A 26,882-nucleotide genomic window follows, 5' to 3' on the forward strand; every position below is an offset into this window, starting at 1 on the left:
GCGGTGACCGCCGTCACTGATCACGCCGATCACGCCCACCCCGGCGACCCGGCCGAGCGCGACGAGCACTCCGGGAGCGGGCCCGAACGGGCCTGGGACGACGGGCTCATCGCACGGCGCGTCGGCCACGGCGGGCGCGCCGCGGACGCGGACGCGGACCAGAACACCGGCACGCGCGCGTACCTGCCCCCCGGCGCGTCCCCGTCGTCCCCCTCGTCTCCGTTGTCCCCCGCGTCTCCCACGTACGAAGGACCCCTGCGCGCCCGACTGGACGCGCTGCGCGAACTCGTCGGGCTCTCCCGCACCCGCCTGGACAGCGGGACGCTCGCCGAGGCGGGCCGCGTCCTGGACGAGGCCGCCACCCGGCGCAGGCTCTCCGAACGGCACACCGTCGTCGCCATCGCGGGCGCCACCGGAAGCGGCAAGTCGACCCTCTTCAACGCGCTCGCCGGCGTGATGATCTCGGAGACGGGCGTGCGCAGGCCGACCACCGCCGCGCCCATCGGGTGCAGCTGGACGGACGGCGCCGCGGGCCTCCTCGACCGGCTCGGCATCCCCGGACGGCTGCGCAGGCGCCCGCTCCAGGGGGCCGGCGCCGATGAACTCCAGGGGCTCGTCCTCGTCGATCTGCCCGACCACGACTCGGCGGTCGGCGAGCACCGCGAGCAGGTCGACCGGATCCTGGCCCTCGTGGACGCCGTCATCTGGGTCGTCGACCCGGAGAAGTACGCCGACGCGATGCTCCACGAGCGCTATCTGCGGCCCATGGCGGGCCACGCGGAGGTCACCTTCGTGGTGCTCAACCAGATCGACCGCCTCCCCGGGGACGCCGCCGACCAGGTCCTCGACGACCTGCGGCGCCTGCTCGACGAGGACGGCATCGCGCTCGGCGAGCACGGTGAGCCCGGCGCCACGGTCCTCGCGCTCTCCGCGCTGACCGGCGACGGGCTCGGTGAACTGCGCGAGGCGCTCGGCCAGTTCACCCAGGAGCGGGGCGCCGCCGCCCGCCGGATCTCCGCCGACCTGGACGCCGCCGCGGAACGACTGCGTCCGGTGTACGTCGCCGGGGCGCAGCCGGGCCGGGGCCAGGGGCGGATCGGGCTCAGCGAGGAGGCGCGCGAGGAGTTCGCCGACCGGCTCGCGGACGCGGTGGGCGCGGCCGCGGCGGGCGACGCCGCGGAGCGGGCCTGGCGCAGGAACGCGGGCAAGGCGTGCGGCGATCCCTGGCTGCGGCTGTGGCGGTGGTACGAGGCGCAGCGTTCGCCGCAGGGCGCGCTGGGGCCGGTCGCACAGGCGCCGGTGGACGAGGAGGCGACGGCACGTCAGCGCGTGGAGCACGCCGTGCGCACGGTGGCCGACGAGGCGGCGACGGGCCTGCCCGCGCCCTGGGGGCAGGCCGTGCGGGAGGCCGCGGTGCGCGGCGCGGAGGGGCTGCCCGAGGCGCTCGACGGACTGGCGGTCACGGCGGTGCCGGCCGGGCGTCCGCCCCGGCCGGGCTGGTGGCCGGTCGCGGTCCTCGCGCAGGCCGCGATGACGCTGCTCCAGGTGGTCGGCGGGCTCTGGCTGGTGGGGCAGATCATCGGGATCGCCCAGCCGAACCTGGGTGTGCCGGTGCTGCTGATGCTGGCGGGCATCGTGGGCGGCCCGTGCGTGGAGTGGGCGAGCCGGATGGCGGCGCGGGGGCCCGCGCGCCGGTACGGCCACGAGGCGGAACGGCGGCTGCGGGAGGCGGCGGCCGGGTGCGGGCGGGCACGGGTCCTTGATCCGGTGGCGGCGGAGCTGCTGCGGTACCGGGAGGTCAGGGAGCAGTACGTACGGGTGACGGGGTTTTCCACAACCGGTGGGTAGCCCACAGGGCCCAGCGGGATCGGCCCGGCCCGTGCAGTCTGGAACGGCGGCCGCGAAAGGCGCGGCGGCGGGGACGGACGATACGGGGGAGGGCCAGTCATGAACGAGACGCTGGTGACGGTGGTGGGGAACGTGGCGACGACGCCGGTGTACCGGGAGCTGCCGTCGGGGCCGGTGGCGCGGTTCCGGCTCGCGGTGACGTCGCGGTACTTCGACGCGGCGAAGAACACGTGGAACGACGGACACACCAACTTCTTCACGGTGTGGGCCTGGCGGGCGCTCGGCACGAACGTGCAGGGCTCGCTCACGGTCGGCGAACCGGTCATCGTGCAGGGCCGGTTGAAGGTGCGCGACGAGGAGCGCGGCGGCCAGCACTGGACGTCGGCGGACATCGAGGCGCTGGCCATCGGCCACGATCTGTCGCGGGGCACCGCGGCGTTCCGGCGGGTGGCCAGGGGCAACGCGACACTGACGGCGCCTGCGGCGGAGCGGGCGGGTGCCGCCCCGGAGGCGGCGCGGGACGAGGAGCCCGCGCCGGTGGGGTGACGATCCGTCAGGCACCCTCGGCGCGGTGGCGACCGATGTGCGGCTTATCGGCGGACGAACGTCATTGATTTGTCGATAAGCCCAGCTCGGAACGGGTGTTGGCGATAACGATTACGAGTCGGATCGGTTATCCGATGCCATGACCGGGGATCGTGGTGTGCCGCTTACTTAGGATGCCGGACGTAGCTCACGGGGCAGTTGGCAGGAGATGCCAAGCGCGCGGCTGGTGTTCCTGCCCCTTTCGATCTGCTGGCGGGACCACCCCCCTCGTTCACAACGGGTCCCGCCCGGAGGGGAATTCAGTGTTTTCTGCGTTGTCCATACGTAGCCGAGGCGCCGCCCGCCTCGCGGCCGTGACGGTGACGTCGGGACTGGTCGCGATGGGCGCGATAGCCGGCGCCGGTGCGGCCGCGGCGGAAGAGGTGCCGCAGCACCGGGGCGGAGCGGTCGCGACGCTGGGCGGTCTGCAGACGTACGACCAGGCGGTCATCCACGACAACGGCACCTCGCAGGAGGTGCCCGCGGGGCTCTTCGAGATGTCCGTCGAGGGCGGCGGCACCCTGAAGACGTACTGCGTCGACGTCCACAACCCCACGCAGAAGGACGCCAAGTACCAGGAGACCCCCTGGAGCGGCACCTCGCTGAACGCCAACCGTGACGCGGGCCGGATCCGCTGGATCCTGCAGCACTCCTACCCGCAGGTGAACGACCTGGCGGCGCTGGCCCAGAAGGCGGGCGCACGCTCTCTCACCGAGCAGACCGCGGCCGCCGGCACGCAGGTGGCGATCTGGCGGTACTCCGACGGTGCGAAGGTCGACGCGGTCGACCCGCAGGCCGAGAAGCTCGCCGACTACCTCTACAAGAGCGCGCGGAACACCGCCGAGCCGAAGGCGTCGCTCACCCTCGAACCGCCCGCGGTCTCGGGGCCCGCGGGGGAGCGGCTCGGGCCGGTCACCGTGCGGACCGACGCGGACTCGGTGACGGTGACCCCGCCGGTGGACTCCGCGACGAGCGGCGTGCGGATCGTCGGCAAGGACGGCAAGCCCGTGAAGTCCGCGGGCAACGGCAGCAGGCTCTACTTCGACGTGCCGAAGGACGCCCCCGACGGCTCCGCCGCGCTCTCCGTGCAGGCGTCGACCACCGTGCCGGTCGGACGGGCCTTCACCTCCGAGACCAGGAGCCAGACACAGATCCTCGCGGGCTCCAGCGAGTCGACGGTCTCGGCGACGGCGACCGCGGACTGGGCCGACAAGGGAGCGATCCCGGCGCTGTCGGCGGAGAAGAACTGCGCCAAGGACGGCGTGGACATCACGGCGAGCAACAAGGGCGACGCGCCGTTCACCTTCCGGCTGATGGGCTTCGAGCACACCATCGGGGCGGGGGCGTCGCAGACCGTGACGATCCCGCTCCAGGAGGACCAGCCCTACGACTTCACGATCAAGGGCCCGAACGGCTTCGAGAAGCGCTTCAAGGGCGTACTCGACTGCCGGACCGAGGGCAGCGCGATCGGCAACAAGGCCCAGCCCGCCTCGGAACCGAGCCCCGCGTCGGCCGGCGGCACGACGGGCGGCGGCGACCTGGCGGAGACGGGCAGCTCCAGCAACACGCCCCTGATCGCCACGATCGCGGTGGCCTTCGTGGCCCTGGGCGGCGTGACGATGTTCCTCCTCCGCAAGAAGCAGACGCCGCCGGAGACGTCCACGGAGGACTGAGCGCGGGGAGCCGGGCGCGGGGAGCCGGGCACGGGCGCCGGGACGGTGGACATCGGGGCGGTGGACATCGAGGTGGTGGACATCGAGGTGGTGGGCGCCCGCCCGATGCGCGAGAAGTAGTCGCGCGGTCACCGTGGGCGAGGCCGGTTCCCGGCGGGCAACTATCCGGTTTCCGCCGAGGGCTGGCCGTACGGCAAGATGGGGTGTATCTGCCCACTCACTGATTGCCGGACGGTTTCTCTTGGCTGAGTACATCTACACCATGCGCAAGACGCGCAAGGCGCACGGCGACAAGGTGATCCTCGACGATGTCACCTTGAGCTTCCTTCCTGGCGCGAAGATCGGTGTCGTGGGTCCGAACGGCGCCGGTAAGTCCACGGTGCTGAAGATCATGGCCGGCATCGAGCAGCCGTCGAACGGCGACGCCTTCCTGTCGCCCGGCTACACCGTCGGCATGCTCCTGCAGGAGCCCCCGCTGGACGAGTCCAAGACCGTCCTGGAGAACGTGCAGGACGGCGCGAAGGAGGTCATGGGCAAGCTCAAGCGCTTCAACGAAGTCGCCGAGCTCATGGCCACCGACTACTCCGACGAGCTCATGGAGGAGATGGGCAAGCTCCAGGAGGACCTGGACCACGCCAACGCGTGGGACCTGGACGCCCAGCTCGAGCAGGCCATGGACGCGCTCGGCTGCCCGCCCGGCGACTGGCCCGTCACCAACCTCTCCGGTGGTGAGAAGCGCCGCGTCGCGCTGTGCAAGCTGCTGCTCGAGGCGCCCGACCTGCTGCTCCTCGACGAGCCCACCAACCACCTGGACGCCGAGTCCGTGCAGTGGCTGGAGCAGCACCTCGCGAAGTACCCCGGCACCGTCGTCGCCGTCACCCACGACCGGTACTTCCTCGACAACGTCGCCGGCTGGATCCTGGAGCTCGACCGCGGCCGCGCCATCGGCTACGAGGGCAACTACTCCACGTACCTGGAGACCAAGCAGACCCGTCTCAAGGTCGAGGGCCAGAAGGACGCCAAGCGCGCCAAGCGGCTCAAGGAAGAGCTCGAGTGGGTGCGGTCCAACGCCAAGGGACGGCAGGCCAAGTCCAAGGCGCGTCTGGCCCGTTACGAGGAGATGGCCGCCGAGGCGGACAAGATGCGGAAGCTGGACTTCGAGGAGATCCAGATCCCGCCGGGCCCGCGCCTGGGCAACATCGTCGTCGAGGTCAACAACCTCTCCAAGGCCTTCGGCGAGAAGGTCCTCATCGACGACCTGAGCTTCACGCTGCCGCGCAACGGCATCGTCGGTGTCATCGGCCCGAACGGCGCCGGCAAGACGACCCTCTTCAAGATGATCCAGGGTCTGGAGACGCCCGACTCCGGCACCATCAAGGTCGGCGACACGGTCAAGATCTCGTACGTCGACCAGAGCCGCGCCAACATCGACCCCAAGAAGACGCTGTGGGCCGTCGTCTCCGACGAGCTGGACTACATCAACGTCGGCCAGGTCGAGATGCCGTCGCGCGCGTACGTCTCCGCCTTCGGCTTCAAGGGCCCGGACCAGCAGAAGCCGGCCGGCGTCCTGTCCGGCGGTGAGCGCAACCGCCTGAACCTCGCGCTCACCCTCAAGCAGGGCGGCAACCTGCTGCTCCTCGACGAGCCGACCAACGACCTCGACGTCGAGACGCTGTCCTCCCTGGAGAACGCGCTCCTGGAGTTCCCGGGTGCGGCCGTGGTCGTCTCCCACGACCGGTGGTTCCTGGACCGAGTGGCGACGCACATCCTCGCCTATGAGGGCGACTCCAAGTGGTTCTGGTTCGAGGGCAACTTCGAGGCGTACGAGAAGAACAAGATCGAGCGCCTCGGCCCGGACGCGGCCCGTCCGCACCGTGCCACGTACAAGAAGCTCACCCGGGGCTGACACTGACATGAGTCGGCACATCTACAGCTGCCCCATGCGGTGGTCGGACATGGACGCCTTCGGGCACGTCAACAACGCGGTCTTCCTGCGGTACCTGGAAGAGGCGCGGATCGACTTCATGTTCCGGATCGCACCGGGTGACGGCAGCCCGTCGTTCTCGGGCGGGTCCGTCGTGGCCCGCCACGAGATCGACTACGTACGGCCGTTGGTGCACCGGCACGAGCCGGTCACCATCGAGTCGTGGGTGACGAAGATAGGTGCGGCCTCGCTCACGATCTCGTACGAGGTCAAGGATCCCGAGCAGGTCTACGTGCGGGCCTCGACGGTCGTCGTGCCGTTCAACCTGGAGGCGCAGCGGCCCCGGCGGATCACCGCCGAGGAGCGCGCCGTGCTCGAGGAGTACCTCGACGACTCCGACGGTGCGGGGGCGCTTGCGGCATGACCGCGCGGCTGCACTTCGTCGACGCCGGGGAGGCGGCGGACCTCGCCGCCTTCCTGGCCCGGCTGATCCACTACGACCGGGCGGCCGCGGTGCGGCTGCAGGCCGCCGGGGACACGCTCGCCGTGTTCGGGCGGCCGCCGTCGTTCGAGGTGCTCGCCGTCCGTACGGCGCGGCTCGCCAAGCCGTACGAGCACGGGCTCGACACGACGCTCGACGTCACCGTCTCCGCCGGTGAGTTCCTGGAGTCCGTGGCCGAGTCCGCGGAGTCCGTCCAGACGGCGGGCGTCGCCCCCGTGCCCCCGTCCGTCACCGGGCCGCCGTGGGCCGGGGTGCTGCCGCCGCGGGGCGGCTGGCGCGCGGAGCCGGGCCTGCCCGCGATGGACGCGGTGCGGGGCCTGGTCGCGGCGGCGGTGACCGAATTCAAGGCGCGCGTCGAGGAGTTGGCGCCGGAGCGGCGCGTGCGGGCCGAGCTCGACCGGATGGGGCGGGAGATCTGGTCCCGGTCCATCGGGGGGACGGGCCTTCCCGTGCGGGTCGCGCACGCCGCGCAGGCCCTGGGATTCCTGCGGGGGGACTCCATGACCCTCCTGTCCTCAGGGGCGTGGCTGCGGCTGCGTACGGACTTCGGGTCCGTCGTCGTCCGACAGGCCGGGGTGGGAGGGCTCCTCGTCATGCCCGCGTGATCCCTCCTCACCCCTAGCGGCCCGAGCCCCTGCCCCGCGCGCGGTCACACGCCGCGGGGGCGGGAGCCCGGGATCCGGGGATCAGCCCGCGGAGTTCACCATCGAGGCCGCGGCGTACGTCAGGTAGTTCCACAGCGTCCGCTCGTGCTCCTCGGAGAGGTCGAGCTGGTCGACGGCGACGCGCATGTGCTTCAGCCAGGCGTCGTGGGCGGCGCGGTCGACCGTGAACGGCGCGTGCCGCATGCGCAGGCGCGGGTGGCCGCGGTTGTCGCTGTAGGTGCGCGGGCCGCCCCAGTACTGCATCAGGAAGAGCGCGAGGCGCTCCTCGGCCGGACCCAGGTCCTCCTCCGGGTACATCGGCCGCAGCAGCGGGTCCTCCGCGACCCCCTGGTAGAAGAGGTGCACCAGGCGCCGGAAGGTCTCCTCGCCGCCGACCTGCTCGTAGAAGGACTGCTCCTGAAGCGTGCCGCGTGGGATCTCTTTCACACCGTCCATGGTCTCAGACGGCGCGACCGAGGACGGAAGGCTTAGGACTCCCGGGCGGATCACCGGCGGACGGCCGTGATCGCCCGCGGATCGCCCGCAGGTCGCCCGCGGATCACCGGGGGATCACCGGCGGATCGCCCCGCCCTGCCACTCGCATCGACGGCGAAGGCGCAGCACAGTGGACCCATGGAACCCGACCCTGCACTCGTGGCGGCGGCCCGGGCAGCCCTCGTGCGCGAGATCGAGGCGAGCGGGGCCTGGCGGGGCACCCCGGCCTGGCGGGCGGCGTTCGATGCCGTGCCGCGGCACCTCTTCGTGCCGTACTACTACGTGGGCGTGGGCGGCGGCTACGAACGGCTCTGGGGCGAGGACCCCGACGCGGAGCGCCGCGCCCGCTGGCTGCGCGGGGCCTACACGGACGCGCCGCTCGCCACCCGGGTGCGCGACGGGGAACTCGTGTCGTCCAGCAGCCAGCCGTCCCTGATGGCGAAGATGCTCGACGAACTGGACGTACCGGACGAGGGAAGCTGCGACGTGCTGGAGATCGGCGCCGGCACCGGCTACAACGCCGCGCTGCTCGCCCACCGGCTCGGCGACGACCACGTCACGACCGTCGACCTCGACCCGGAGATCACGGAGTCCGCACGCCGGCACCTGGCCGCCGCCGGGTACCGCCCGGCCGTGGTGACCGGCGACGGCGCGGCCGGCTGCCCCGAGCACGCGCCCTACGACCGGATCATCGCGACCTGCACCCTCGCCTCGGTGCCGCTGCCCTGGCTCGCCCAGTGCACCCCCGGCGCCCGGATCCTGGCGCCGCTGGCCACCGGCCTGATCGCGCTGACCGTGCGGGACGCGGAGCACGCCGAGGGGCGCTTCCTGCACACGCCCGCCTATTTCGTGCCGCTGCGCGGTGCCGGCGCCAGGCCCCCGCTGGAGCAGCACATCGGCGGACTGCCGCGCCGGGTCCTGGCGAGCGAGCTCTTCCGCTTCCTGCTGGAGCTGACCGCGGGCCGCCTCGATCCGCACGAAGCGCTCGCGCTGTGGCAGCGCGAGGGCCGGCCGGTGCGCGAGCGCTTCGGGATCACCGTGAGCGGGCGGCACGCGTGGACCTGGCTGGACGACCCCGAAGGGCCGTACGTCTGGCCACTGTGACCGCCCGCGTCGACGGGCTCAGTCGCGGCGGATCGTGATCGTCGTCCAGGCGCCCACGTGCACCTGGTCGCCGTCGTGGAGCGGGACGGGCACGAAGGGCTGGATCGGCTCCTCGCCGCCGTTGACCGTGGTGCCGTTCGTGGAGTTCTGGTCGACGACCGCCCAGCTGCCGTCCGGCTGCTGGACCAGGACCGCGTGCTGGTGCGAGACGCCCGGGTCCTCCGGGGGCACCGACAGGTCGATGTCCGGGGTGTCGCCCGTGGAGTGCCTGCGGCGGCCGATGCTGATCTGGTTGCCGACCAGCGGACGCTGCTGCTCCGGCGAGTACGCGGGCAGGTTCAGGCCCGACGCCTCGGGGCCGCTGCGCTGCATCATCGCCATGAAGTACTCACGGTCGGGACCGATCGTCGCCGTCCACGTGCCGGGACCCTGCGGGGCCTGGGGCTGCGGCGGCTGCGGGGCCCCCTGCTGCTGGAAGGGGTCCTGCGGCTGGAAGGGGTCCTGAGGCTGGGGCGGGCCGGGCTGCGGGGGACCGGGCTGGAACGGCTCCTGCTGGGCCGGAGCCGACGGCGGGGAGATCACCCAGTCGTCGCCACCGCCACCGAAGGACGGGCCACCAGGGCCACCGGGGCCGCCGGGACCACCGGGGCCGCCGTGACCACCCGGACCGGGCGGCGGCGGGGGCGGACCCTGCGGGGCCCCCGTCTCCTGCGGGAACGCGGGCGGCGCGGGCGGGCCGGGCTGCTGGAACGCCTGCGGCGCACCGGGCGGGACCTGACCGGGCTGGCCGGCGCCGGGCCCACCGGGGCCGGGCTGACCAGGCGCCTGCGGGCCGGGGCCGGGCTGACCCGGACCCTGCTGACCCGGACCCTGCTGGCCGGGGGCCTGCGGACCGGGGTAGCCGTAACCGGGACCGCCGGGACCGCCGGACCCACCGGGACCGTTGCCCCCGCCGTTGCCGAACGGCGGAATCGGCTCCGCCGGGCGGTTCATCTGCGAGGGACGCGAGCCCTGGTAGTCGAACGGGTCCTGACCGGGGCGGCCCGGCTGACCGGGTCCGGGCTGGCCGGGGTGCCCCTGCGGACCGCCGGGCTGCGGACCGCCGGGCGGCGCGGGCTGGAACGGCCGGCCGGGCTGCACGGGCGACCCGGGGCCGCCGTGCGTGCCCGGCAGCGGCGGGTTCGGCGCGGCCGGGGTGTACGACGTCGCCGTGTTCGTCAGGAAGTTCCAGCGGCACTCCTCGCAGAACGGCGCGTTCGCCTCGCGGGGCGTGCGGCACTGCGGGCAGAGCTCCGCCTCGGGCGACGGGTCCGGTACCGCGGCCAGATGCGGGCGGCCCGGCGCGGGCTGCGGGAAGCCCGGGTCCTGGCCGGGCGGCGGCGGAGGGTAGCCGTACCCGGCCGCGGGGGGCGGCGGGGGCGGGGGCGGCGGTACGGCACCGGCCATGCGGTGACCGCAGACCTCGCACCAGTCGTCGGAACCCGACTGGTGTCCGTTCGGGCAGGTCGGCATGTCGGCGCTTCCCCCTCTCCTTCACCGGCCCGAGGGCCGTGCATTGCGGTACGTAGCGGCAAGGATCCGCGGCGCGGGCGCGCCGCGCTACTGCTTCTTCACGCGAACAGTCTTCGTCGACCGTGTCTCGAGTGTCATCTCGTCGGCCTCGGCGACCTTCGCCTTCAATCGAACAGTACCTGCCGCGGCATCCACCACGTCCACCACCTTCGAAAGCAGTTTCGCCGTATCCGCGTTGCCCGAGGCGCTCGCGAGCTGAACGGCGCGGCCCAGCTTGGCCGTTGCCCCGTCCACGTCGCCCGATTTACGGGCATCCAACCCCTGCTGGATGACTTGTGCCAGTTCGGCCTGGCCGGTGTAGTGCGCGACCTGCGGATTGATCGAGGTAGAGGCCGCCATGTCGTCCGTCCACACCGCCCGTACGAGGCCCTGCGAGAGGGTCTGCACGCTGCCGTCGCTCCGCGGCACCACGAGGGAGACCCGGGCCGCGAGCATCTCCTGGCCCAGCTCGGCACCCGGCACCTGTACACAGATGTGGTAGTCGCGGGACTCGTCGCCCCACGACCCGGTCGGGTAGTCACCGGCGCGCGGTCCCGCCTCGGTGCGGCGGTCGGTCAACTCCTCGACGGTGGGCGCCACTTGCTTGACGAACCTGATCTCCGTGCCCAGCGGCGTCCACAGCCGCAGGCTGACGTCGGCGACCTCCTTGCCCATCGCCGTCTCCATCATCCGCGTGAAGTCGGCGGAGAGCCCGGCCGGGTCGGCGACGATGTCGGCGGTGCCGAGGAGCGCGGAGGCGATCCCTGTGACCTCCTTCACCTCCCAGTCCGTGCCGACGCCGCGGGCGTCGCAGGTGAAGCGTCCCGCGCAGGCGTCCAGGGCGGCCCTGAGGTCCTCGGGCGACTCGTGTTCGTTGCGGCCGTCGGTCAGCAGGATGCCGTGCCGGATGGAGACGTCGGCCGAGGCCAGGAGGCGGTCGGCCAGGCCCAGCCAGGTGCCGATCGCCGTGCCGCCGCCCGCGCTCAGCCGGCGCAGCGCCTGCCGGGCCTGCTCACGGGTCTGCGCGTCGGCCACCGCGAGGCGCCCGTTGCCCGGGTAGACCTCCTTGGCGACGTGCGTACCGCCGATCACCGCGAAGTGCACGCCGTCGCGCAGCGCGTCGATCGCCGCGGCCGTGGCGTCCCTGGCGCCCCGCATCTTCGTCGGCGGGTAGTCCATGGAGCCGGAACAGTCGACCATGATCGCCACGGCGGCGTCCGGGCTCTGGCCCGCGGAGTACAGATGCGGGGCACCGACCGCGGAACCGATCGTTCCACCGCCGGTCGAGGTCACCGTGGCGATGGCGTTGACCTCGCGGCCGCCCTCCGGCAGGAACTCGTTCTGATAGACGTCGACCGAGAACTGCGGCACGTTCGACTTCGAGAAATTGGCCATGGATGCTGCTCCCCCTCAGATCCTCAGACGTTCGTCCCCCCGCCTCCCCCAAGTCGGCGGGGTGACACCGTTGTTGGCGGGCGCGACGGCACCCGCGCGTGAGCGTCCGCTCCCGCGCGGGCGGCGTGCACGTCCGCGTCAGGCCGATCCTGCCCCTTGCGGCACGAAGGGGAACGGGACGACGGCCACTGTTACGTTGTCGTGGCCCCCGCCGTCCAGCGCGTGGCCGACCAGGACCTGGGCGCTGTGCAGCGGCCGGTCCGCGGCGTCGGCGGGCACGGCGTCGGCCATCTCCTCGACCGCTTCCGCGTAGTTCCACAGTCCGTCCGTGCACACCACCACTACACCCGCACGGTCCGGCTTGAAGGAAGCGGTGTGCGGCTCCAGTTCGTACGCGTCCGCGCCGAGCCAGCCCGTGATGGCGTGCGCGCGGTCGTCGGCGTACGCCTCGGCCTCGTTCATCAGACCCGCGGCGACCATCTGCGCGGCCCACGAGTCGTCCTCGGTCAGGCGGACGGTGGGGCCGCTGCGGTCGTCGGGGACCCAGTAGGCGCGGCTGTCGCCGACCCAGCCGACCACCAGCAGACCGCCGGCGACGATCGCGCCGACCAGGGTGCACGCGGGCGCGTTCTGGTGCGGGCTGTGCTCGCGGGCCGGAGCGGGCTCGTCGGCAAGGGAGTTGACGGCGTCGGCCGCCGAGAGGATCGCGTCGTGCATGGCCTGCTGCGGATGCGTGCCGCGCGGCAGCGCGCCCTGGAGCGATTCGTTGGCGGCGCGGGACGCGGCGAGCGAGGCGTCGTCGGGACGGGTCGCGGAGGAGACGCCGTCGCAGACGATCGCGACGACGGCGGGGGAGCCGTCGGGCAGCGCGGCCGCGGAGATGGCGAAGGCGTCCTCGTTGCGGTGGTGGCGCAGGCCCCGGTCGCTGACCGCGGCGACCGCGTCGAGCTCCTGCTCCATGTGGTCGCGCTCGCGCGGCTGGGCGTGCCCGCAGTTCTCGCAGTACCCGTCCGGGTCCACCCGGCCCGAACGGCAGGCCACGCAGACCTTGGTGCCCGCGGGGGGCGTCGGGTCGGGGGCGGTCGTACGGGGGTCGGCGGGGGCGTCCGACCCGTCCGCCTCGTCCGCCTGGCCCGGGTCGGTCGCGGCGGGCGCGGCCAGCGGGTACTCGTCCGGCTCGACCCGCGCGGCGGGCCCGGCTCCTTCGGTTCCGGCTCCCGCGGGCACGGCCTCCTCGGGCGCGTCCGTCCCCGGCGTCTGCTGCTCCGCGAGCTCGCCGCCCGCCGAGTCCGTGCCCCGCAGCTCCCCCGCGTGGTGCGTCGGCACCGGCACGTCGGAGCTGTCGACCTCCGGGGCGTCCGGCCACCGCGCGGGCTGCCCGTCCGCGGCGCCGGGGTCACCGGAAGGCGCGGCGGCCTCCTGGGGCGACACCTGCGGGCGTGCCGGCACGGCCGACAGGTCGAACCCGCACGCTCCGCAAAACAGGTCACCCGACTCCAGCGGCTCCTCACAGCTGGGGCAGGCAGACAGCTGGGGCATCTGCGACATACTCACACCCACGTCCGGGGGCGGAAACGGTTGGCCCGCTCCACCAGTTCGATCCTCTCCTCGCCACCCTGAGCGAGCCGGGCCAGTGTCCGGTACGAACGCTCCAGACCGAACCGGAGACCGCGCTCGTCCAGGTCGCTGCCGAGCAGTACGGTCCGCGCGCCGGTGGCGGCCGGTGGCGCGGAAGCGTGACCAGAGTGCCTACCGGAGAGTACCCAGTCGAGCGCCGTCCCCAGAACCTCGGTCGACAGACGCTCCCTGCGGACCGCGTCGAGCCCGAATCCCGCGAGCGCCTCGATCTGCCCTGCGGCGGCCGTCAGCTCGTCCAGGAAGGCCGTGCCCGGCGAGGCCGCCGCGCCCGCCGACAGGCGCCACCGCAGCCGCGCCCGCACCGCAGCCACCCGGGCCGCGGTGTAGTGGATGGAGGACTCCGGCACCGACTCCAGGGTGCGCACGGCGCCGGACCTGTCGTCGGCGGCGAGCCGCACCCGGGCCAGACCGAACGCGGCGCTCACATAGCTCGGGTCGGTCGTCCACACCAGGCGGTAGTACTCGGCGGCGTTGTCGAGCTGGCCCAGGACCTCCGCGCAGACGCCGAGCGCCAGCTTCGGCGCGGGCTCGCCGGGGAACGCGTCGTAGACCGCGTCGAAGGACAGCGCCGCGTTCTCGAAGTCGCCGGTCGCCAGGGCCGCCACGCCCCGGTACCAGACCACCCGCCAGTCGTCCGGGCGCTGCCGCTCCAGATCGGCGAGGGCCTCGGCGGCGGGCGTCAGCTCACCCATGGCCAGCCGGGCGCGCAGGCCGCGCAGCTGGAGCTCGATGGAGTCGGCGGGCGCGGCCCGCAGCGCGGTGATCAGCTCGGCGGGGGCGGAGGCGATGAGACCGGCGAGGAACCCGGCGTTCGGGTCGTTCGGGTCGACGCGGGGCACCGGCAGGGCCAGGGCCGTCGCGGCGGAATCCAGCGGCCGGACGAGCGTGGCCTCGGCCGGGGCGGCGGGCGGCAGCTCCGGGTGGCCGTTGGAGCCCGCCGGGGCCAGGGGGCGCGCCCCGAGCCGGGACACGTCCCCGGACAGCTCCGCGAACAGCTCCGTGTCCGTCACCTTCACCTCGGGCCCGAACAGCGTGGACAGCGCGGGCCGCGGCCGCCCCGTCTGGAGCGCCACGACCTCCCGCAGGACGCCGGTGAGCTGCTCGGCCATCTCCTGCGCGGAGGCGAAGCGGCGGGCCGGGTCCGGGTCCGTGGCCCGCACCAGGAGGCGGTAGAACGACTCGTACGTGCGGAAGACCTCGATGTTGTCGGGGTCGGGCAGGGAGTCCACGAACACGTTCGTATAGCCCTGGAAGTCGAAGGTCAGGACCGCGAGGGTGCGGGCGACCGTGTAGAGGTCGGAGGCCACCGAGGGGCCCAGTTCGGCCACTTCGGGGGCCTGGTAGCCGACCGTGCCGTAGATCGCGGACTCGTCGTCGTCCATCCTGCGGACCGCGCCCATGTCGATGACCTTGAGCTGGCCCTCGGTCTGGATGGCGTTGTCGACCTTGAAGTCGCAGTACAGCAGGTTGCGGCTGTGCAGGTGCCCGAGCGCCTCCAGGGCCTCGATGCCGTACGCGCAGGCCTGCTCGACCGGCAGCGGATCACGCCTTCCCCCGGCCGTGCGGCGGCCGTTGGCGATCTCCTTCAGGGACTTGCCGCCCACGTACTCCATGACGATGTAGCCGTCCATGGAGCCGGTGCGCTGGTCGAGGTGCTCGACGAAGTTGTAGATCCGGACGATGTTGGAGTGCTCGATCTCGGCGAGGAAGCGGCGCTCGGAGATCGCGGCGGCCATCGCGTCCTGGTCACCCGTGTCGAGCAGGCCCTTGAGGACCACCCAGCGGTCCGACACGGCGCGGTCGATGGCGAGATAGACCCAGCCGAGCCCGCCGTGCGCCAGACAGCCCACGACCTCGTACTGGCCGTGCACGATGTCGCCCTGGTTCAGCTTCGGCACGAAGGAGTAGGGGTGGCCGCACTTGGTGCAGAACCCCTCGGTGCGGCCCGGCCGTTCACCGCGCGCACGCCCCACCGGCGCCCCGCAGTCCGAGCGCGAGCAGAACCGCTTCCGCTCGGGCACCTCCGGGTTCCGCTGCACCGCGCCGCGCGGGTCCGGGCGCGGCACGTCCGGCACCTCGACCAGGCCGACGCCCAGGCGCCCGCGCGAGGACCCCGCCGCCGATCCGGAGCTGCGCACCGACACCGAGCGCGAGGTCGAACCGCCCGACAGGGAACGGGAGAGCCGCCCCGACACCGAACGGCGCGAGGACTGCGAGCGCGAGGACCGCGACGAGCGCGAGGACGACCGCGACGAGGAGCGGCCGCTCGCGCTGCCGGACCCGCGCGAGCCCCGGCCGCCGCCGGTGATGCCGGTCGGCTGCGAGCCCACCATGCCGTTCGGCGCCACGACCGGGGCGAGCCCGCAGGTGTCGCAGTACAGCTCGCCGCCGCCGACGTCCTCGTACGACCCCGTGCAGCCGGGCCGCTGGCACTGTCGCTGGGTCATGTCTCCCCCCTCCGGTCGGTGGTCCCGCCCTGCTGCGGGATCCTCGGCGCGAGCACCTCCGCCGCGGCCTGCTGGTAGCGCAGGACCGCCTGTTCGGCCACGCGCAGATCGCAGGGCGCGCTCCACAGCATGCGGCGCGCCGCGTCGTACCGCTCGATCAGGAGCGGGTCCTCGGCGTGGCCGTGCCGGGCGACCTTCGCCTTGTACGCGTCCAGACGGCCGCGCAGCTCCGCGCGGACCGCGAGCGGCGCCGTCACGGCGGTCAACGACTCGCGGGCGCGCAGCAGTTCGTCCTCGGCCTTCCGCTCCAGGGACTCCAGGAGCGGCGAGAGCCGGTGCCACTGCGCGTGCCTGCGGTAGTCCGCGGCCATCGCCAGCTGTTCCTGCAGCGCGGTCGGCGGGCCGCTGACCGCGGGCACCTCGGAGGCGGCGATCTTGGCGAGGACTTCCCCCCGGGCGTTCCTGGCCTCCGCGAGCGTGCGATCCGCGCGCGAGAGCACGTCGCGCAGCCGGCCGAGGCGGGCCTCGGCGTCCTGGCGGACGGTGAGCACCGCCTCGATCTCGCGGCGCACCTCCTCCAGGGCGCGCGCCTCGCGGTCGTAGCGGTCGGTCGCCGGCCGGCCGCCGCCCGGCGCCGAACTGCCCTCCGCCCGCTGCCAGAAGGCCAGCGGATCGGACACCACCTGCTCGCGCAGCGCGGTCAGGGTGCGGGTGATCCGCTCCAGGTCGTCGCCCGAGGGGTGCTCGCCCGGCCGTACGCCGACGGAGTGCGCGAGCTGGCGGGTGCGGGCCAGCTCGGCGGCGAGCAGGTCGATGCGGGCGGGCAGCGCGGACCACACCGCGTCGGCGGCGACGACCATGTCCAGGGAGTTCGCGTACAGGTCGTTCATACGGGTCACCAGCTCTTCGAGCGTGAAGCGCTCGGTGAGCCGGGCGGGCCCGGTGATCGAGCCGCCCGCGCCGCCCGCGGAGCCGCCCGCGACGGTCACCGACTCGCCGCGCAGCAGCTCCGTGAGCTCCACGAGGTCGTCACGGCTGGGCCAGCGCCTGCGGCCGCGCGTCTCGTGCGCGGTGCGCAGCGCTCCCGCGTACGCGTCGAAGTAGGCCCACAGCAGCGTGATCCGGCCCTCCGTGGCCGCCCAGCGCTCCTGGGTGACGCCGGTCAGCTCGGCGCCCTCAAGGAGGCGGCGTCCCGCGTGGTCCTGCAGGGCGAGGAGCGAGGTCTCGATCGCCTCGTGCTCGGCGTCGAGGCGCGCCAGCGCACGGTCCACCTCGTCCCGGTCCATCACCGGACCGGGGGGTCCCGCGACGCTCATCGATCACCTCTCCGCTCTGCGTTGCCGTAACTCTTCAGTGGTATCAGGTCGGTTGTCCGCTCCTGGTCGGTCATGGTTCCGGGTCAGTCGCGGTACTCGGCCTTCGGCGGGCCCGGCGAGGTGCCGAGGCCCTCCTCGAGCCAGGTGTCGTACGACTTCTCCCAGCCGTTCTTGTCGTCGCGGAAGTCGGCGAGGACCTTGTTGACCCGGCGGACCAGGTCGTCCGAGCCCTTCTTCATCGCCACGCCGTAGTGCTCGGTGGTGAACGGCTTCTCGCCCTTGAGTTCGACCGTCGGGTCCTGCGCGGCCTGGCCCGCGGCGAGCGCGCTGTCGGTCACCACCGCGTCCACCTCGCCGAGCTGCAGCCGCACCAGGCAGTCGAGCTGGTTGGGCACCGTGGTGGAGATGTCGGCGCCGTAGTTCTTCTTCTTGAGCTCCTCCTCCGCGATCGAACCGGAGGCGGAGCAGACCTTCTTGCCCGCGAGCGTCGGGTTGTAGCCCGTGATCGAGGACTTCACGGGGGCGAGCACCTGCTGGCCCGTCTCGAAGTACCCGGTGGAGAAGTCGACGTCGTCCAGGCGCTCGCAGTTGATCGTCATGGTGCGGACGACCATGTCCACCTGTCCGCTCTTGAGGGCGGGGATGCGCTGGTTGGTGGGGATGGCGCGGAACACCACGGCGTCGGGGTCGCCGAAGATCTCCTCGGCGATCCGGTGCGCCAGGTCGATGTCGAAGCCCTCCAGCTCGCCGCCCTTCTTGTTCGGGTCGCGGTAGCCCCAGCGGTAGCTGTTCTGGTCGACGCCGACGATCAGCTTCTTGACCTCGCGGTCCTTGATCTTCTCGATCGTCGGGCCGTCCTTGGGCGAGGGGCGCAGGCTGCGGTCGTTGCAGTCCTCGGCGTCCGCCCGCGCGGGCGTGACCACCGTGGTGCCGGCCCCGCCCCGGTCCGCCGCGCCGCCGTCGGAGGCCTCGTGCCGCGGCAGGGCCAGGACCAGCGTCCCGGTCAGCGCGCAGGCGAGCCCCATCGCCCCGAGTCCGCCCCAGCCGCGCGGCCAGGTCGTGCCACGTCGTGTCCGCATGCGCCGTGCGCCCCCTTCCGCCTCGGCCGTCCCCATCTCGGCCCTCCTCACCGGTACTCCGAAAGCCGGCGGCCGATGCCGAGGACGGCGCCCGCCGCGGCGAGGACCGCCAGCACGGCGGCGCCGACCGGCAGTCCGGTCATCGCGCCCCTGCCGTCCTTCGCGGCCTGCTTGAACTCGCCCTGCTCATGGGCCAGCGCCTTGTCCAGGGCCGCGTCCACGTTGTCGAAGCACTCGCCGGTCGGTGCCTTGTCCTTGGCTCCGATGACCTTGTCCAGCGCGCCCTGGTAGTCACCGGAGTCGTCGCTGGCGCGCGCCACCTTGTGCCGGTCCTGCCACACGCCCACGTTCTTCACGGCCTCGGCGACCGGGTTCTCGCCCGCGACGTCGTCGGCGAGGTCCGCGGCCCTGCCGAGCAGGCCGCTCTCGGCGTCGCCGAGCTGCTTCATCTGCGCGCGGTACGCGACGTCGAACTTGTCCTCGGTCTCGCCGCCCACCTCGGTGGTCTCGGCGCCGCGGCTGACCAGGGTGAGGTTCTCGTTGCCCCGGGCCTTCAGGGAGCTGATCCGGGCGTCGTTGAGCACGTTCAGGGACCGCACGCCGTTGTCGTAGGAGTCGTTGAGCCCCGAGCGCGCGAAGGTGTGGCCGACGACGAGCCAGAGCAGCACGACGGACGCGGCGGCCGTCGCGGCGAGCAGGCCGTGGTTGAACACCCGGTTCGTCCTGCGGTAGTTGCGGCGCTGGGCCCAGGCGAGACCGGCGAGGGCGAGGACGCCGAGGGCGATGGCGAACCACGGGTACGGCTTGGCGTGGTCGTAGTCGTCGCCGAGCCGTGCGTTCTCCGCCTTGTAGAGCTTCTCGGCGGCCGGGAGCATCTGCGTCTGCATCGTCGCGTTCGCGTACCGCAGGTAGGCGCCGCCGAGGGGCAGGCCCTGGCGGTTGTTGGCGCGGGCGCGCTCGATCAGGCCGGTGTACTCCGGCAGGAGCTTGTTGAGCTTGCCCACGGCGGCCGCGGACGAGGAGTCCGCGCCCGCGTTCGACGCGGCGGTCGCCAGCTTCTCGGAGGCCCGCTCGATGTCGCGTTCGTACCGCGCGCGGACGGCCGGCGGCTCCTGGCCGCCGGCGAGGAAGCCGCTGGAGGCCGCGGTGTTGGCGTCGGCCAGCGAGCGGTAGATGGCCGCGGCGTCGGCGCTCAGCGGCTGGCTGCGGTGCAGCACGTCGTCGGCGGCGGCCGCGCGGTCCGTCATCTGCCAGGTGGTGACCGCGCCGAACGCGACGACGAGCAGGGCCAGTACGGCCCCGATGATGCGCAGCTTGCCCGGCTCGGTGGTCGCGGCGGCGCGCAGCCGGTCGACGCCCTCGGACCAGGCGGTGCGGCGCGCGGCCACGGGTGTCGGCGCGGTCCCGGCCGGTGCCGGGGGCGGGGCGCCCGGCGCCTGCGGCGGCACGGTGGGCATCGTCGGCGCGGGCGGTACGGCCGGTGCGGGTGGTGCGGGTGCCTGCCCCGGCGGGCTCGGCGCCGGTCCGGACGGACCAGGCGGCACCGCGCTGCCGTTCGGCGGATTTGTCACCTTGACCTCGACCTCCCCCTCGGGTCTCCGGACGGTTCTTCCGCCCGGCGCGCGCAGCGCGGGAAGAAGTGCACGGCCGCAAGTATTGCCGCAGGGACTGACATCCGCACAGGCCTTGACTCGATCTTGTTCGGATCCCTGCCCATGTACACGAGATTGAGGGGTCTTCGGTTCCCGCCCGCGCGCACGCCGTCCGACGGGGGGCCGGACGGCCGTGCGTCCGTCCGGCGCCTAGTACTGCGCCCGCACGCGCGCGTGCACCTCCCTGTGCGCCCCCACCTGGTCGAGCCCGAGCAGCGCCGCGCCGAGCACCGGCCGCGCGGTGACGACCCGGGGCTCCGCCTTGGGCGCCAGCTCGGCCAGCAACTCGCGTACGCGGTCGTCAAGTTGGGGATGGCGCGCCGCGAGCACGCTGCCGCCGAGCAGCACCGGGGCCTCCTCGTCGAGCAGGTCGAGGCGGCCGAGGGCGACGGTCGCCATGGCGACGACCTCGTCGGCCATGCGGTCGACCACCGTGCGCGCCACGGCGTCGCCCGCCGCGGCCGTGGCGAACAGGACCGGCGTCAGCTCGTGCCGCCGCACCGGGGCGATGCGGCCCAGGTGCAGCGCCTCGATCAGCGCGTACATGGACTCCAGGCCGAAGTGCGCGGGCAGCGCCTCGCGCAGCGCGGTCGCCTCGCCGCGGCCGTCCTCGGCGCGCGCGGCGAACCAGAGGGCCTCCTCGGCCAGGCCGCCGCCCCCGCCCCAGTCGCCGGAGATCCGGCCGATGGCGGGGAAGCGGGCGGTGCGCCCGTCGGGCAGCATGCCCACGCAGTTGATGCCCGCGCCGCACACCACGGCGACGCCGCGCGGCTCGGAGTCCTCCAGGAGACCGGCGCGCAGGATCGCGAAGGTGTCGTTGCGCACGTCGACGGAGGGGCCCCACGCGCGACGCCGCAGGGCATCCGCCAACTCCCGCTCCTCGACCGGGAGATCGGCGTTGGCCAGACACGCGGAGACATGGCCCACCGAGTCGACACCGGCCTCGCCGAACGCCCGCGTCACCGCGTCCGCGAGGACGTCCACCGCGGTCTCGATCCCGACCTGCGGCGGCTGGAACCCGCCGCCGCGGGCCGCGCCGACGATCCGCCCGTCGGCCGCGACCACCGCGACGTCGGTCTTGCTGTTGCCCGCGTCGATCGCGAGCACGCTCGTGCCTACGCCCACGCCAGGTGCTCCCGGTTGTGCGCGATGAGGCTGTCGGTGAGCTGCTCGGCGTACGCGTACTGGCCGACCAGCGGGTGCGCGAGCAGCGCCTTGAAGACGCGGTCGCGACCGCCGTGCAGCGCGGCCTGGAGGGCCAGGTCCTCGTAGCCGGTGACGTGGGCGATGAGCCCCGCGAACAGCGGGTCGAGGCGTGGCACCGCGAGCGGCTTGGCGCCCTGGCCGTCGACCGTGGCCTGCACCTCGATGACGGCGTCGTCCGGCAGGAACGGCAGCGTGCCGTTGTTCACCGTGTTCACGACCTGGTACGGGCTGCCGCCGTTGCCGAGCAGCGAAGCCGCGAGGTCCACGGCCGCCTCCGAGTAGAAGGCGCCGCCGCGCTTGGCGAGCAGCTCCGGCTTCTCGTCGAGGGTGGGGTCGCCGTACATCTTCAGCAACTCCTTCTCCATCGCGGCCACTTCGGCCGCGCGTGACGGCTTGGTCCTCAGCTCCTCGACGACCGCGTCGTGCTGGTAGAAGTAGCGCAGGTAGTACGAGGGCACGACGCCGAGCCGGTCGACGACGGCGCGCGGCATCCGCAGGTCCTCGGCGACGGCGTCGCCGTGCTCGGCGAGGAGCCGCGGCAGGACGTCCTCGCCGCCCGGGCCCCCGAGGCGTACGCCCGTCTCCCAGGTCAGGTGGTTGAGGCCCACGTGGTCGAGGTGGACCTCGCCCGGTGCCACGTCGAGCAGCTTGGCGAACTTGCGCTGGAAGCCGATCGCCACGTTGCACAGGCCGACGGCCTTGTGCCCGGCCTGGAGCAGCGCCCGCGTGACGATGCCCACCGGGTTGGTGAAGTCGATGATCCACGCGTCGGGGTTGGTGCGGCGGACGCGCTCGGCGATGTCGAGGACGACGGGGACCGTGCGCAGCGCCTTGGCGAGGCCGCCCGCGCCGGTGGTCTCCTGGCCGACGCAGCCGCATTCGAGCGGCCACGTCTCGTCCTGGTTGCGGGCCGCCTGCCCGCCGACGCGCAGCTGGAGCAGCACCGCGTCGGCGTCCGCGACGCCCGCGTCCACGTCGGAGGTGGTGACGATGCGGCCCGGGTGGCCCTGCTTGGCGAAGATGCGCCGGGCCAGACCGCCCACCAGCTCCAGGCGGTCGGCGGCCGGATCGACGAGCACCAGCTCCTCGATCGGCAGGGTGTCCCTCAGCCGCGCGAATCCGTCGATGAGTTCGGGTGTGTAGGTCGACCCTCCGCCGACCACTGCGAGCTTCATGGTGTGTCTCAGCCCTTTACTCCGGTGAGGGTGACGCCTTCGACGAAGGCCTTCTGTGCGAAGAAGAAGATGATGATGACCGGCGCCATGACCAGCAGCGTCGCGGCCATGGTCATGTTCCAGTTGACGCTGTGGGCGCTCTTGAACGACTCCAGGCCGTAACTGAGCGTCCAGGCGCCGGGGTTCTGGGCCGCGTAGATCTGCGGTCCGAAGTAGTCGTTCCAGCAGTAGAAGAACTGGAAGAGCGCGATGGCGGCGATGCCTGGCTTGGCCATCGGCACCACGATCTTGACCATGGTGCGGAACTCGCCGCAGCCGTCGACCTTCGCCGACTCGATGTACTCCTTGGGGATGGTGAGGAGGAACTGCCGCAGCAGGAAGATCGAGTAGGCGTCGCCGAAGGCCATCGGGATGATCAGCGGCCACAGCGTGCCCGACAGGTGGAACTGCTGGGCCCACACCAGGTACATCGGGATCACGATGACCTGCGGCGGCAGCATCATCGTCGAGATGACGAGCAGCATCGCGGTGCGCCGGCCGCGGAAGCGGAACTTGGCGAGCGCGTACGCCACGGGGATCGCCGAGCAGACCGTGAAGAGGGTGCCGAGGGCCGCGTACATCAGCGAGTTGCGCCACCAGTCCAGGAATCCCGGTGTCTCGAACACCTCCTTGTAGTTGGACCAGTGCCAGGAGTCGGGCCACAGGTCGCCGCTCATCGCCTGCGCGTCGCTCATCACCGACGTCAGGAAGACGAAGACGAACGGCAGGACGAAGAGCAGCGCGACGGCGATCGCGACGCTGTGCACGGCGATCCAGTGCAGGGCGCGCTTGCGGCGGGCGCGGGCGGCGGCGGGGCCCCGGGCCGGGGCGGCGCGTTCGGGTGTGGGCGCGGGTGCGCTGAGTGTCGTGGAAGTCATCGGGATTCCTCAGTCCTCCGCCGCGAGCAGCCCGGAGCGCTTGCGCATCAGGAGCATCGTCACGGCCATGGCGATGGCGAACAGCACGAGCGAGAGAACGCACGCCGCACCGGTGTTGAAGTTCTGGAAGCCCATCTGGTAGACGAGCTGGGGGACCGTGAGGGTCGAGTGGTCCGGGTAGCCGGGCTGGATCACCGAGCCGGGGCCGATGTTGACGCCGGAGGCGACCTTCCCCGCGACCAGTGCCTGCGTGTAGTACTGCATGGTCTGCACGACGCCCGTGACCACCGCGAACATCACGATCGGGGTGATCGAGGGCCAGGTGACGTAGCGGAACTTGGCGAACGGGCCCGCGCCGTCCAGCTCGGCGGCCTCGTACTGCTCCTTCGGCACGTCGAGCAGCGCGGCCATGAAGATCACCATCAGGTCGCCGATGCCCCACAGGGAGAGCAGCACCAGCGAGGGCTTGGCGGTGTCCGGGTCGTTGAACCAGTTGGGCCCGGAGATGCCGATCGAGCCCAGGACCTCGTTGACCGGGCCCGTGCCCGGGTTGAGCAGGAAGACGAAGGCGACGGTGGCGGCCACCGGCGGGGCGAGGTAGGGGATGTAGAAGGCGGTGCGGAAGAACCCGACGCCCGTCTTGATCTTCGTGATGAGCAGCCCGAGCGAGAGCCCGAAGACCACCCGCAGGGCCACCATGATCACGACCAGCCACAGGGTGTTCCACAGGGCGGGCCCGAACAGCGGCATCTGCTCGAACACGTAACGCCAGTTCCTGAGGCCCACGAAGGTGGGCTCCTTGATCTGGTTGTAGTGCATGAACGAGAAGTAGACGGTGGCGATCAGCGGGTACGCGAAGAAGACGCTGAAGCCCACCAGCCAGGGGGACAGGAAGCCCAGCGTGCGCAGTCTGCGGCGCGCGGGGTTGGAGAGTTGCAGTGCCATGGCGGGGGTCCTCAGCTCTTCGACTGGAGGGTGTCGGCGTCGATCTGGTCGTCGAGCTTCGTCAGGCCCTTGCGCAGATCACCCACGCGCCCGGCCTCGACGGAGTACGCGAAGTCCTGGAGCGAGACCACGTAGGCGCCGCCGTTGACGGAGGGCGGCAGGGCCTTGCTGTGCTTGTTCTCCAGGATGTCGAAGAAGGTCCGGAAGGTCGGGTCGGCGTCCAGGTCGGGGGACTTGAGGGCGGCGAACGTGGACGGCACGTTGTGGATGTCGTTCGCGAAGTGCACGACCTGATCGGTGTCCGCGGTCAGGAACCGCACCAGCTCCCACGCGGCGTTCTGGTGCTTGCTGCTGTGCGCGATCCCGGCGACGGTGCCGGTGATGAAGCCGCGTCCGTACGTGTCGGCCTGGTCGTCGGGGACGGGCAGCGGCGCCACGTCCCAGTTGAACTTCGCCTTCGCCTCGTCCAGCATCAGGCCGCGCCACTCGCCGTCCAGGTGCATGGCGACCTTGCCGGTCAGGAAGGCGTTCTGGCTGGACATCTCGTCGCCGAAGGTCAGCCGGAACCGCTCCAGGTCGTCGAACCCGCCCTGCGCGTCGGCGAGCTTCTTGGCCGTCTTGAAGAACGTGTACGTCGAGGGCTCGTCGGCGAGCCGCGCGTCGCCCTCGGCGTCGAAGTACTTTGGGCCCCACTGCGCGAAGAGCCGGTCCGGACTGTTCTGGTAGAAGCGGAAGTTGGGCAGATAGCCGACCCGCTTGTACGAGTCCTTGCCGCTGCGCACGGTCAGCTTCTCGGCGACCTTCTCGAACTCGGACATCGTGCGCGGCGGACGCTTGATCCCCGCCTCGTCGAAGGCGTCCTTGTTGTAGTACATCCCGTAGGCGTCCGCGAGCAGCGGAAGGGCGCACTGGGTGCCCCGGTAGCTCGTGTAGTCGAGGAGGGTCTTGGGGAAGACCTTCTTCTTGTCGAGCCCGGTCTTCTTCATGAACGGGTCGAGGTCCGCCCACATCCCCGAGTCGCAGTACTGGCCGACGTTGTTGGTGGTGAAGGAGGACACCACGTCCGGGGCCTTGTCGCCGCCCGCGCGCAGGGCCTGGTTGACGGTCTCGTCGGAGACGTTGCCGGTGGCCCGCACGTCGATGTTCGGGTGCAGCTTCTCGAACCGGGCGATGCTGTCGTTGACGGCCTTGACCTCGCCGGGCGTCGACCAGCCGTGCCAGAACTTCAGGGTGACCGGCTTGGTCGGGTCGTCGTTCGCGCTGCCGACGCTCGGGTTGGCGCAGCCGGAGAGCAACAGACCGGCTGCGGCGAGCGCCGCGGACGCGCAGGTGGGCATGCGCCATCGCGGCATGGCGGACTTCCTTTACGGGGGAGGGGAGGGGCGGGGAGGTGGCGGGGGAAGTAGGAGGTCAGGCCGTGTCGAAGACCTGGTCGCGGGCCTGGGTGAGGGCCGAGCGCAGGGCGCCGGTGAGGATCGGGTCGCCGTCGAGCTCGCTGATGCGGATCTGCGGGCGGGGCAGCGCTAGCCCGGTGAGCTCCTCCTCCACCCGGACGCGCAGCTTGTCCCCGCCGGCCTGCGCCACCGAGCCGGAGAGCACGACGAGTTCGGGGTCGACGACGGCGACGACGGCGGCGATGCCGGTGGCGATGCGCCGGGCGACCTCGTCGAGTGCGGCGTCGTCGGCCATGACCTCGGCCAGCGTCGCCCCGCCGCCGGTGAGTTCGCGCACGACGTACGCCGAGACGAGGCTCTCGAAGCCGCCGTCACCGCCGCCGCTCGCCGAGCCGCTGCCCGCCGAGCCGCCGCGCACCAGCGGGGCGCCGGGCAGCGGCATGTAGCCGATCTCGCCCGCGCCGCCGGTGGCGCCGCGCAGCAGGGTGCCGCCCAGCACGATGGCGGCGCCGACGCCTTCGTCGAGCCAGGTCAGCACGTAGTTGTCGAAGTCCTGGGCGGCGCCCTCGTACTGCTCGGCGACGGCGGCCAGGTTCACGTCGTTCTCGATGTCGACGGGGGTGCCGAGGACGGCGGCGAGATCGTCGCGCAGCGTCCGGGAGTGCCAGCCGGGCAGGTGCGGGGCGTAGCGCAGCTGGCCGGTGTGCGGGTCGATGGCGCCGGGGGTGCCGATCACCGCGGCCCGCAGGTCGTCGTGGCCGAGGCCCGCCTGCCGCAGGGCGCCGTCGACGGCCTCCGCGACGAGCTGGGCGGTGCGGTGGCGCACGTCCTCGGCGACGGCGTCGGCCTCCACGCGCTCCTGGGCCAGGACGGTGCCGGTGATGTCGGCGACGAGGGCGGTGATGCCGGTCGGGTCGGCGGAGAGCGCGGCGACGTGTCCGGCGCCCGGGTCGATCTCGTACAGCAGGGCGTTGGGACCGGGGCGGCCGCTGAGGCTGCCGGTGGTGTGCACGAGCCCGGCGGCCTCCAGGCGCCCGAGGAGCTGGGACGTGGTCGGCTTCGACAGCCCGGTCAGCTCGCCGATGCGGGTACGGGTGAGGGGGCCGTGGGCGACCAGGAGGTCGAGGACGGCACGGTCGTTCATGGCGCGCAGGACGCGCGGCGTCCCCGGCGTCCCCGGAGTACTCCCTGCCGCTGCCATGACGACCCCCGCCCTTCGGCTCCCCGGCCCCGCGACCTCACCGCCGGGGGCGTCCCTCAACTGTTAGGAAACTTTCCAATTCGTGAGGACCGTACGGCTGGCGTGAATAACCCGTCAATAGCGAGCGCCCCCGCGGCAACCAAGTCGTTACCTGCGGGGGCGGGTGTTGCACGGGGTGCGTCCGGCACCGG

Annotated in this window: 21 protein-coding genes; 7 read left to right on the plus strand and 14 right to left on the minus strand. The window is 72.6% G+C overall.

Annotated features, from left to right (window positions below):
- The first annotated feature begins 3 nt into the window (after positions 1-3).
- The 6 genes from AB0L89_RS00855 to AB0L89_RS00880 all read left to right on the plus strand — a co-directional run bounded on the left by AB0L89_RS00855 (position 4) and on the right by AB0L89_RS00880 (position 7,137).
- Positions 4-1,848, plus strand: coding sequence for a GTPase (locus AB0L89_RS00855; protein ID WP_365132141.1), 1,845 nt, complete (start codon positions 4-6; stop codon positions 1,846-1,848).
- Between the two features lie 99 nt (positions 1,849-1,947).
- Positions 1,948-2,394 (plus strand): single-stranded DNA-binding protein, encoded by a 447-nt coding sequence (locus AB0L89_RS00860; RefSeq protein WP_365132144.1) that lies wholly within the window; start codon positions 1,948-1,950, stop codon positions 2,392-2,394.
- 320 nt (positions 2,395-2,714) lie between these two features.
- Complete coding sequence (locus tag AB0L89_RS00865) at positions 2,715-4,106, plus strand: Cys-Gln thioester bond-forming surface protein (protein ID WP_365133902.1); 1,392 nt, start codon at positions 2,715-2,717, stop codon at positions 4,104-4,106.
- Positions 4,107-4,347: 241 nt separating this feature from the next.
- A complete protein-coding gene (gene ettA, locus AB0L89_RS00870; protein ID WP_365132147.1) occupies positions 4,348-6,012 on the plus strand; it encodes an energy-dependent translational throttle protein EttA in 1,665 nt (554 codons plus the stop codon).
- A gap of 7 nt (positions 6,013-6,019) precedes the next feature.
- Positions 6,020-6,454, plus strand: a complete 435-nt coding sequence (locus AB0L89_RS00875; protein WP_055697022.1) for a thioesterase family protein — start codon at positions 6,020-6,022, stop codon at positions 6,452-6,454.
- Positions 6,451-7,137 carry a hypothetical protein gene (locus tag AB0L89_RS00880; protein ID WP_365132150.1) on the plus strand — a complete coding sequence of 229 codons (687 nt, stop codon included), beginning with the start codon at positions 6,451-6,453 and terminating at the stop codon, positions 7,135-7,137. The genes AB0L89_RS00875 and AB0L89_RS00880 overlap by 4 nt, the downstream gene beginning before the upstream one ends.
- 81 nt (positions 7,138-7,218) lie before the next feature.
- Here AB0L89_RS00880 and AB0L89_RS00885 read toward each other — a convergent pair whose 3' ends face one another.
- Complete coding sequence (locus tag AB0L89_RS00885) at positions 7,219-7,632, minus strand: globin (protein WP_365132153.1); 414 nt, start codon at positions 7,630-7,632, stop codon at positions 7,219-7,221.
- Positions 7,633-7,809: 177 nt separating this feature from the next.
- On the opposite strand from AB0L89_RS00885, the gene AB0L89_RS00890 reads away from it, so the two are divergent.
- On the plus strand, positions 7,810-8,775 hold the full coding sequence (locus AB0L89_RS00890) for a methyltransferase domain-containing protein (protein WP_365132156.1): 966 nt from the start codon (positions 7,810-7,812) through the stop codon (positions 8,773-8,775).
- Positions 8,776-8,793: 18 nt separating this feature from the next.
- On the opposite strand, the gene AB0L89_RS00895 is transcribed toward AB0L89_RS00890, so the two are convergent.
- The 13 genes from AB0L89_RS00895 to AB0L89_RS00955 all read right to left on the minus strand — a co-directional run bounded on the left by AB0L89_RS00895 (position 8,794) and on the right by AB0L89_RS00955 (position 26,634).
- On the minus strand, positions 8,794-10,287 hold the full coding sequence (locus AB0L89_RS00895; protein WP_365132159.1) for an FHA domain-containing protein: 1,494 nt from the start codon (positions 10,285-10,287) through the stop codon (positions 8,794-8,796).
- An 87-nt stretch (positions 10,288-10,374) separates the two neighbouring features.
- Positions 10,375-11,721 carry a VWA domain-containing protein gene (locus AB0L89_RS00900; protein ID WP_365132162.1) on the minus strand — a complete coding sequence of 449 codons (1,347 nt, stop codon included), beginning with the start codon at positions 11,719-11,721 and terminating at the stop codon, positions 10,375-10,377.
- A 138-nt stretch (positions 11,722-11,859) separates the two neighbouring features.
- Positions 11,860-13,269, minus strand: coding sequence for a protein phosphatase 2C domain-containing protein (locus tag AB0L89_RS00905; RefSeq protein WP_365132165.1), 1,410 nt, complete (start codon positions 13,267-13,269; stop codon positions 11,860-11,862).
- Between the two features lie 2 nt (positions 13,270-13,271).
- On the minus strand, positions 13,272-15,806 hold the full coding sequence (locus AB0L89_RS00910) for a tetratricopeptide repeat protein (protein ID WP_365132168.1): 2,535 nt from the start codon (positions 15,804-15,806) through the stop codon (positions 13,272-13,274).
- A complete protein-coding gene (locus AB0L89_RS00915; RefSeq protein WP_365132171.1) occupies positions 15,803-17,122 on the minus strand; it encodes a hypothetical protein in 1,320 nt (439 codons plus the stop codon). Before AB0L89_RS00915 ends, AB0L89_RS00910 begins: the two co-directional genes overlap by 4 nt.
- A gap of 83 nt (positions 17,123-17,205) precedes the next feature.
- Positions 17,206-18,201 carry a glutamate ABC transporter substrate-binding protein gene (locus AB0L89_RS00920; RefSeq protein ID WP_365132174.1) on the minus strand — a complete coding sequence of 332 codons (996 nt, stop codon included), beginning with the start codon at positions 18,199-18,201 and terminating at the stop codon, positions 17,206-17,208.
- Positions 18,202-18,248: 47 nt separating this feature from the next.
- The gene (locus AB0L89_RS00925) at positions 18,249-19,658 is read right to left on the minus strand and encodes a hypothetical protein (RefSeq protein WP_365132178.1); all 1,410 of its coding nucleotides are present in this window, start codon (positions 19,656-19,658) and stop codon (positions 18,249-18,251) included.
- Positions 19,659-20,003: 345 nt separating this feature from the next.
- Positions 20,004-20,978 carry a BadF/BadG/BcrA/BcrD ATPase family protein gene (locus AB0L89_RS00930; protein WP_365132181.1) on the minus strand — a complete coding sequence of 325 codons (975 nt, stop codon included), beginning with the start codon at positions 20,976-20,978 and terminating at the stop codon, positions 20,004-20,006.
- On the minus strand, positions 20,969-22,234 hold the full coding sequence (locus AB0L89_RS00935; protein WP_365132184.1) for a 6-phospho-beta-glucosidase: 1,266 nt from the start codon (positions 22,232-22,234) through the stop codon (positions 20,969-20,971). Before AB0L89_RS00935 ends, AB0L89_RS00930 begins: the two co-directional genes overlap by 10 nt.
- Positions 22,235-22,242: 8 nt before the next feature.
- A complete protein-coding gene (locus AB0L89_RS00940; protein ID WP_365132187.1) occupies positions 22,243-23,151 on the minus strand; it encodes a carbohydrate ABC transporter permease in 909 nt (302 codons plus the stop codon).
- 9 nt (positions 23,152-23,160) lie between these two features.
- Positions 23,161-24,096, minus strand: a complete 936-nt coding sequence (locus AB0L89_RS00945; protein ID WP_365132190.1) for a sugar ABC transporter permease — start codon at positions 24,094-24,096, stop codon at positions 23,161-23,163.
- Positions 24,097-24,107: 11 nt separating this feature from the next.
- Complete coding sequence (locus AB0L89_RS00950) at positions 24,108-25,448, minus strand: ABC transporter substrate-binding protein (protein ID WP_365132193.1); 1,341 nt, start codon at positions 25,446-25,448, stop codon at positions 24,108-24,110.
- 58 nt (positions 25,449-25,506) lie between these two features.
- Positions 25,507-26,634 carry an ROK family transcriptional regulator gene (locus AB0L89_RS00955; protein ID WP_365132196.1) on the minus strand — a complete coding sequence of 376 codons (1,128 nt, stop codon included), beginning with the start codon at positions 26,632-26,634 and terminating at the stop codon, positions 25,507-25,509.
- Positions 26,635-26,882 lie beyond the last annotated feature (248 nt).

The sequence above is a fragment of the Streptomyces sp. NPDC052114 genome, assembly GCF_040680155.1.
In the GTDB taxonomy this organism is placed as follows: Bacteria; Actinomycetota; Actinomycetes; order Streptomycetales; family Streptomycetaceae; genus Streptomyces.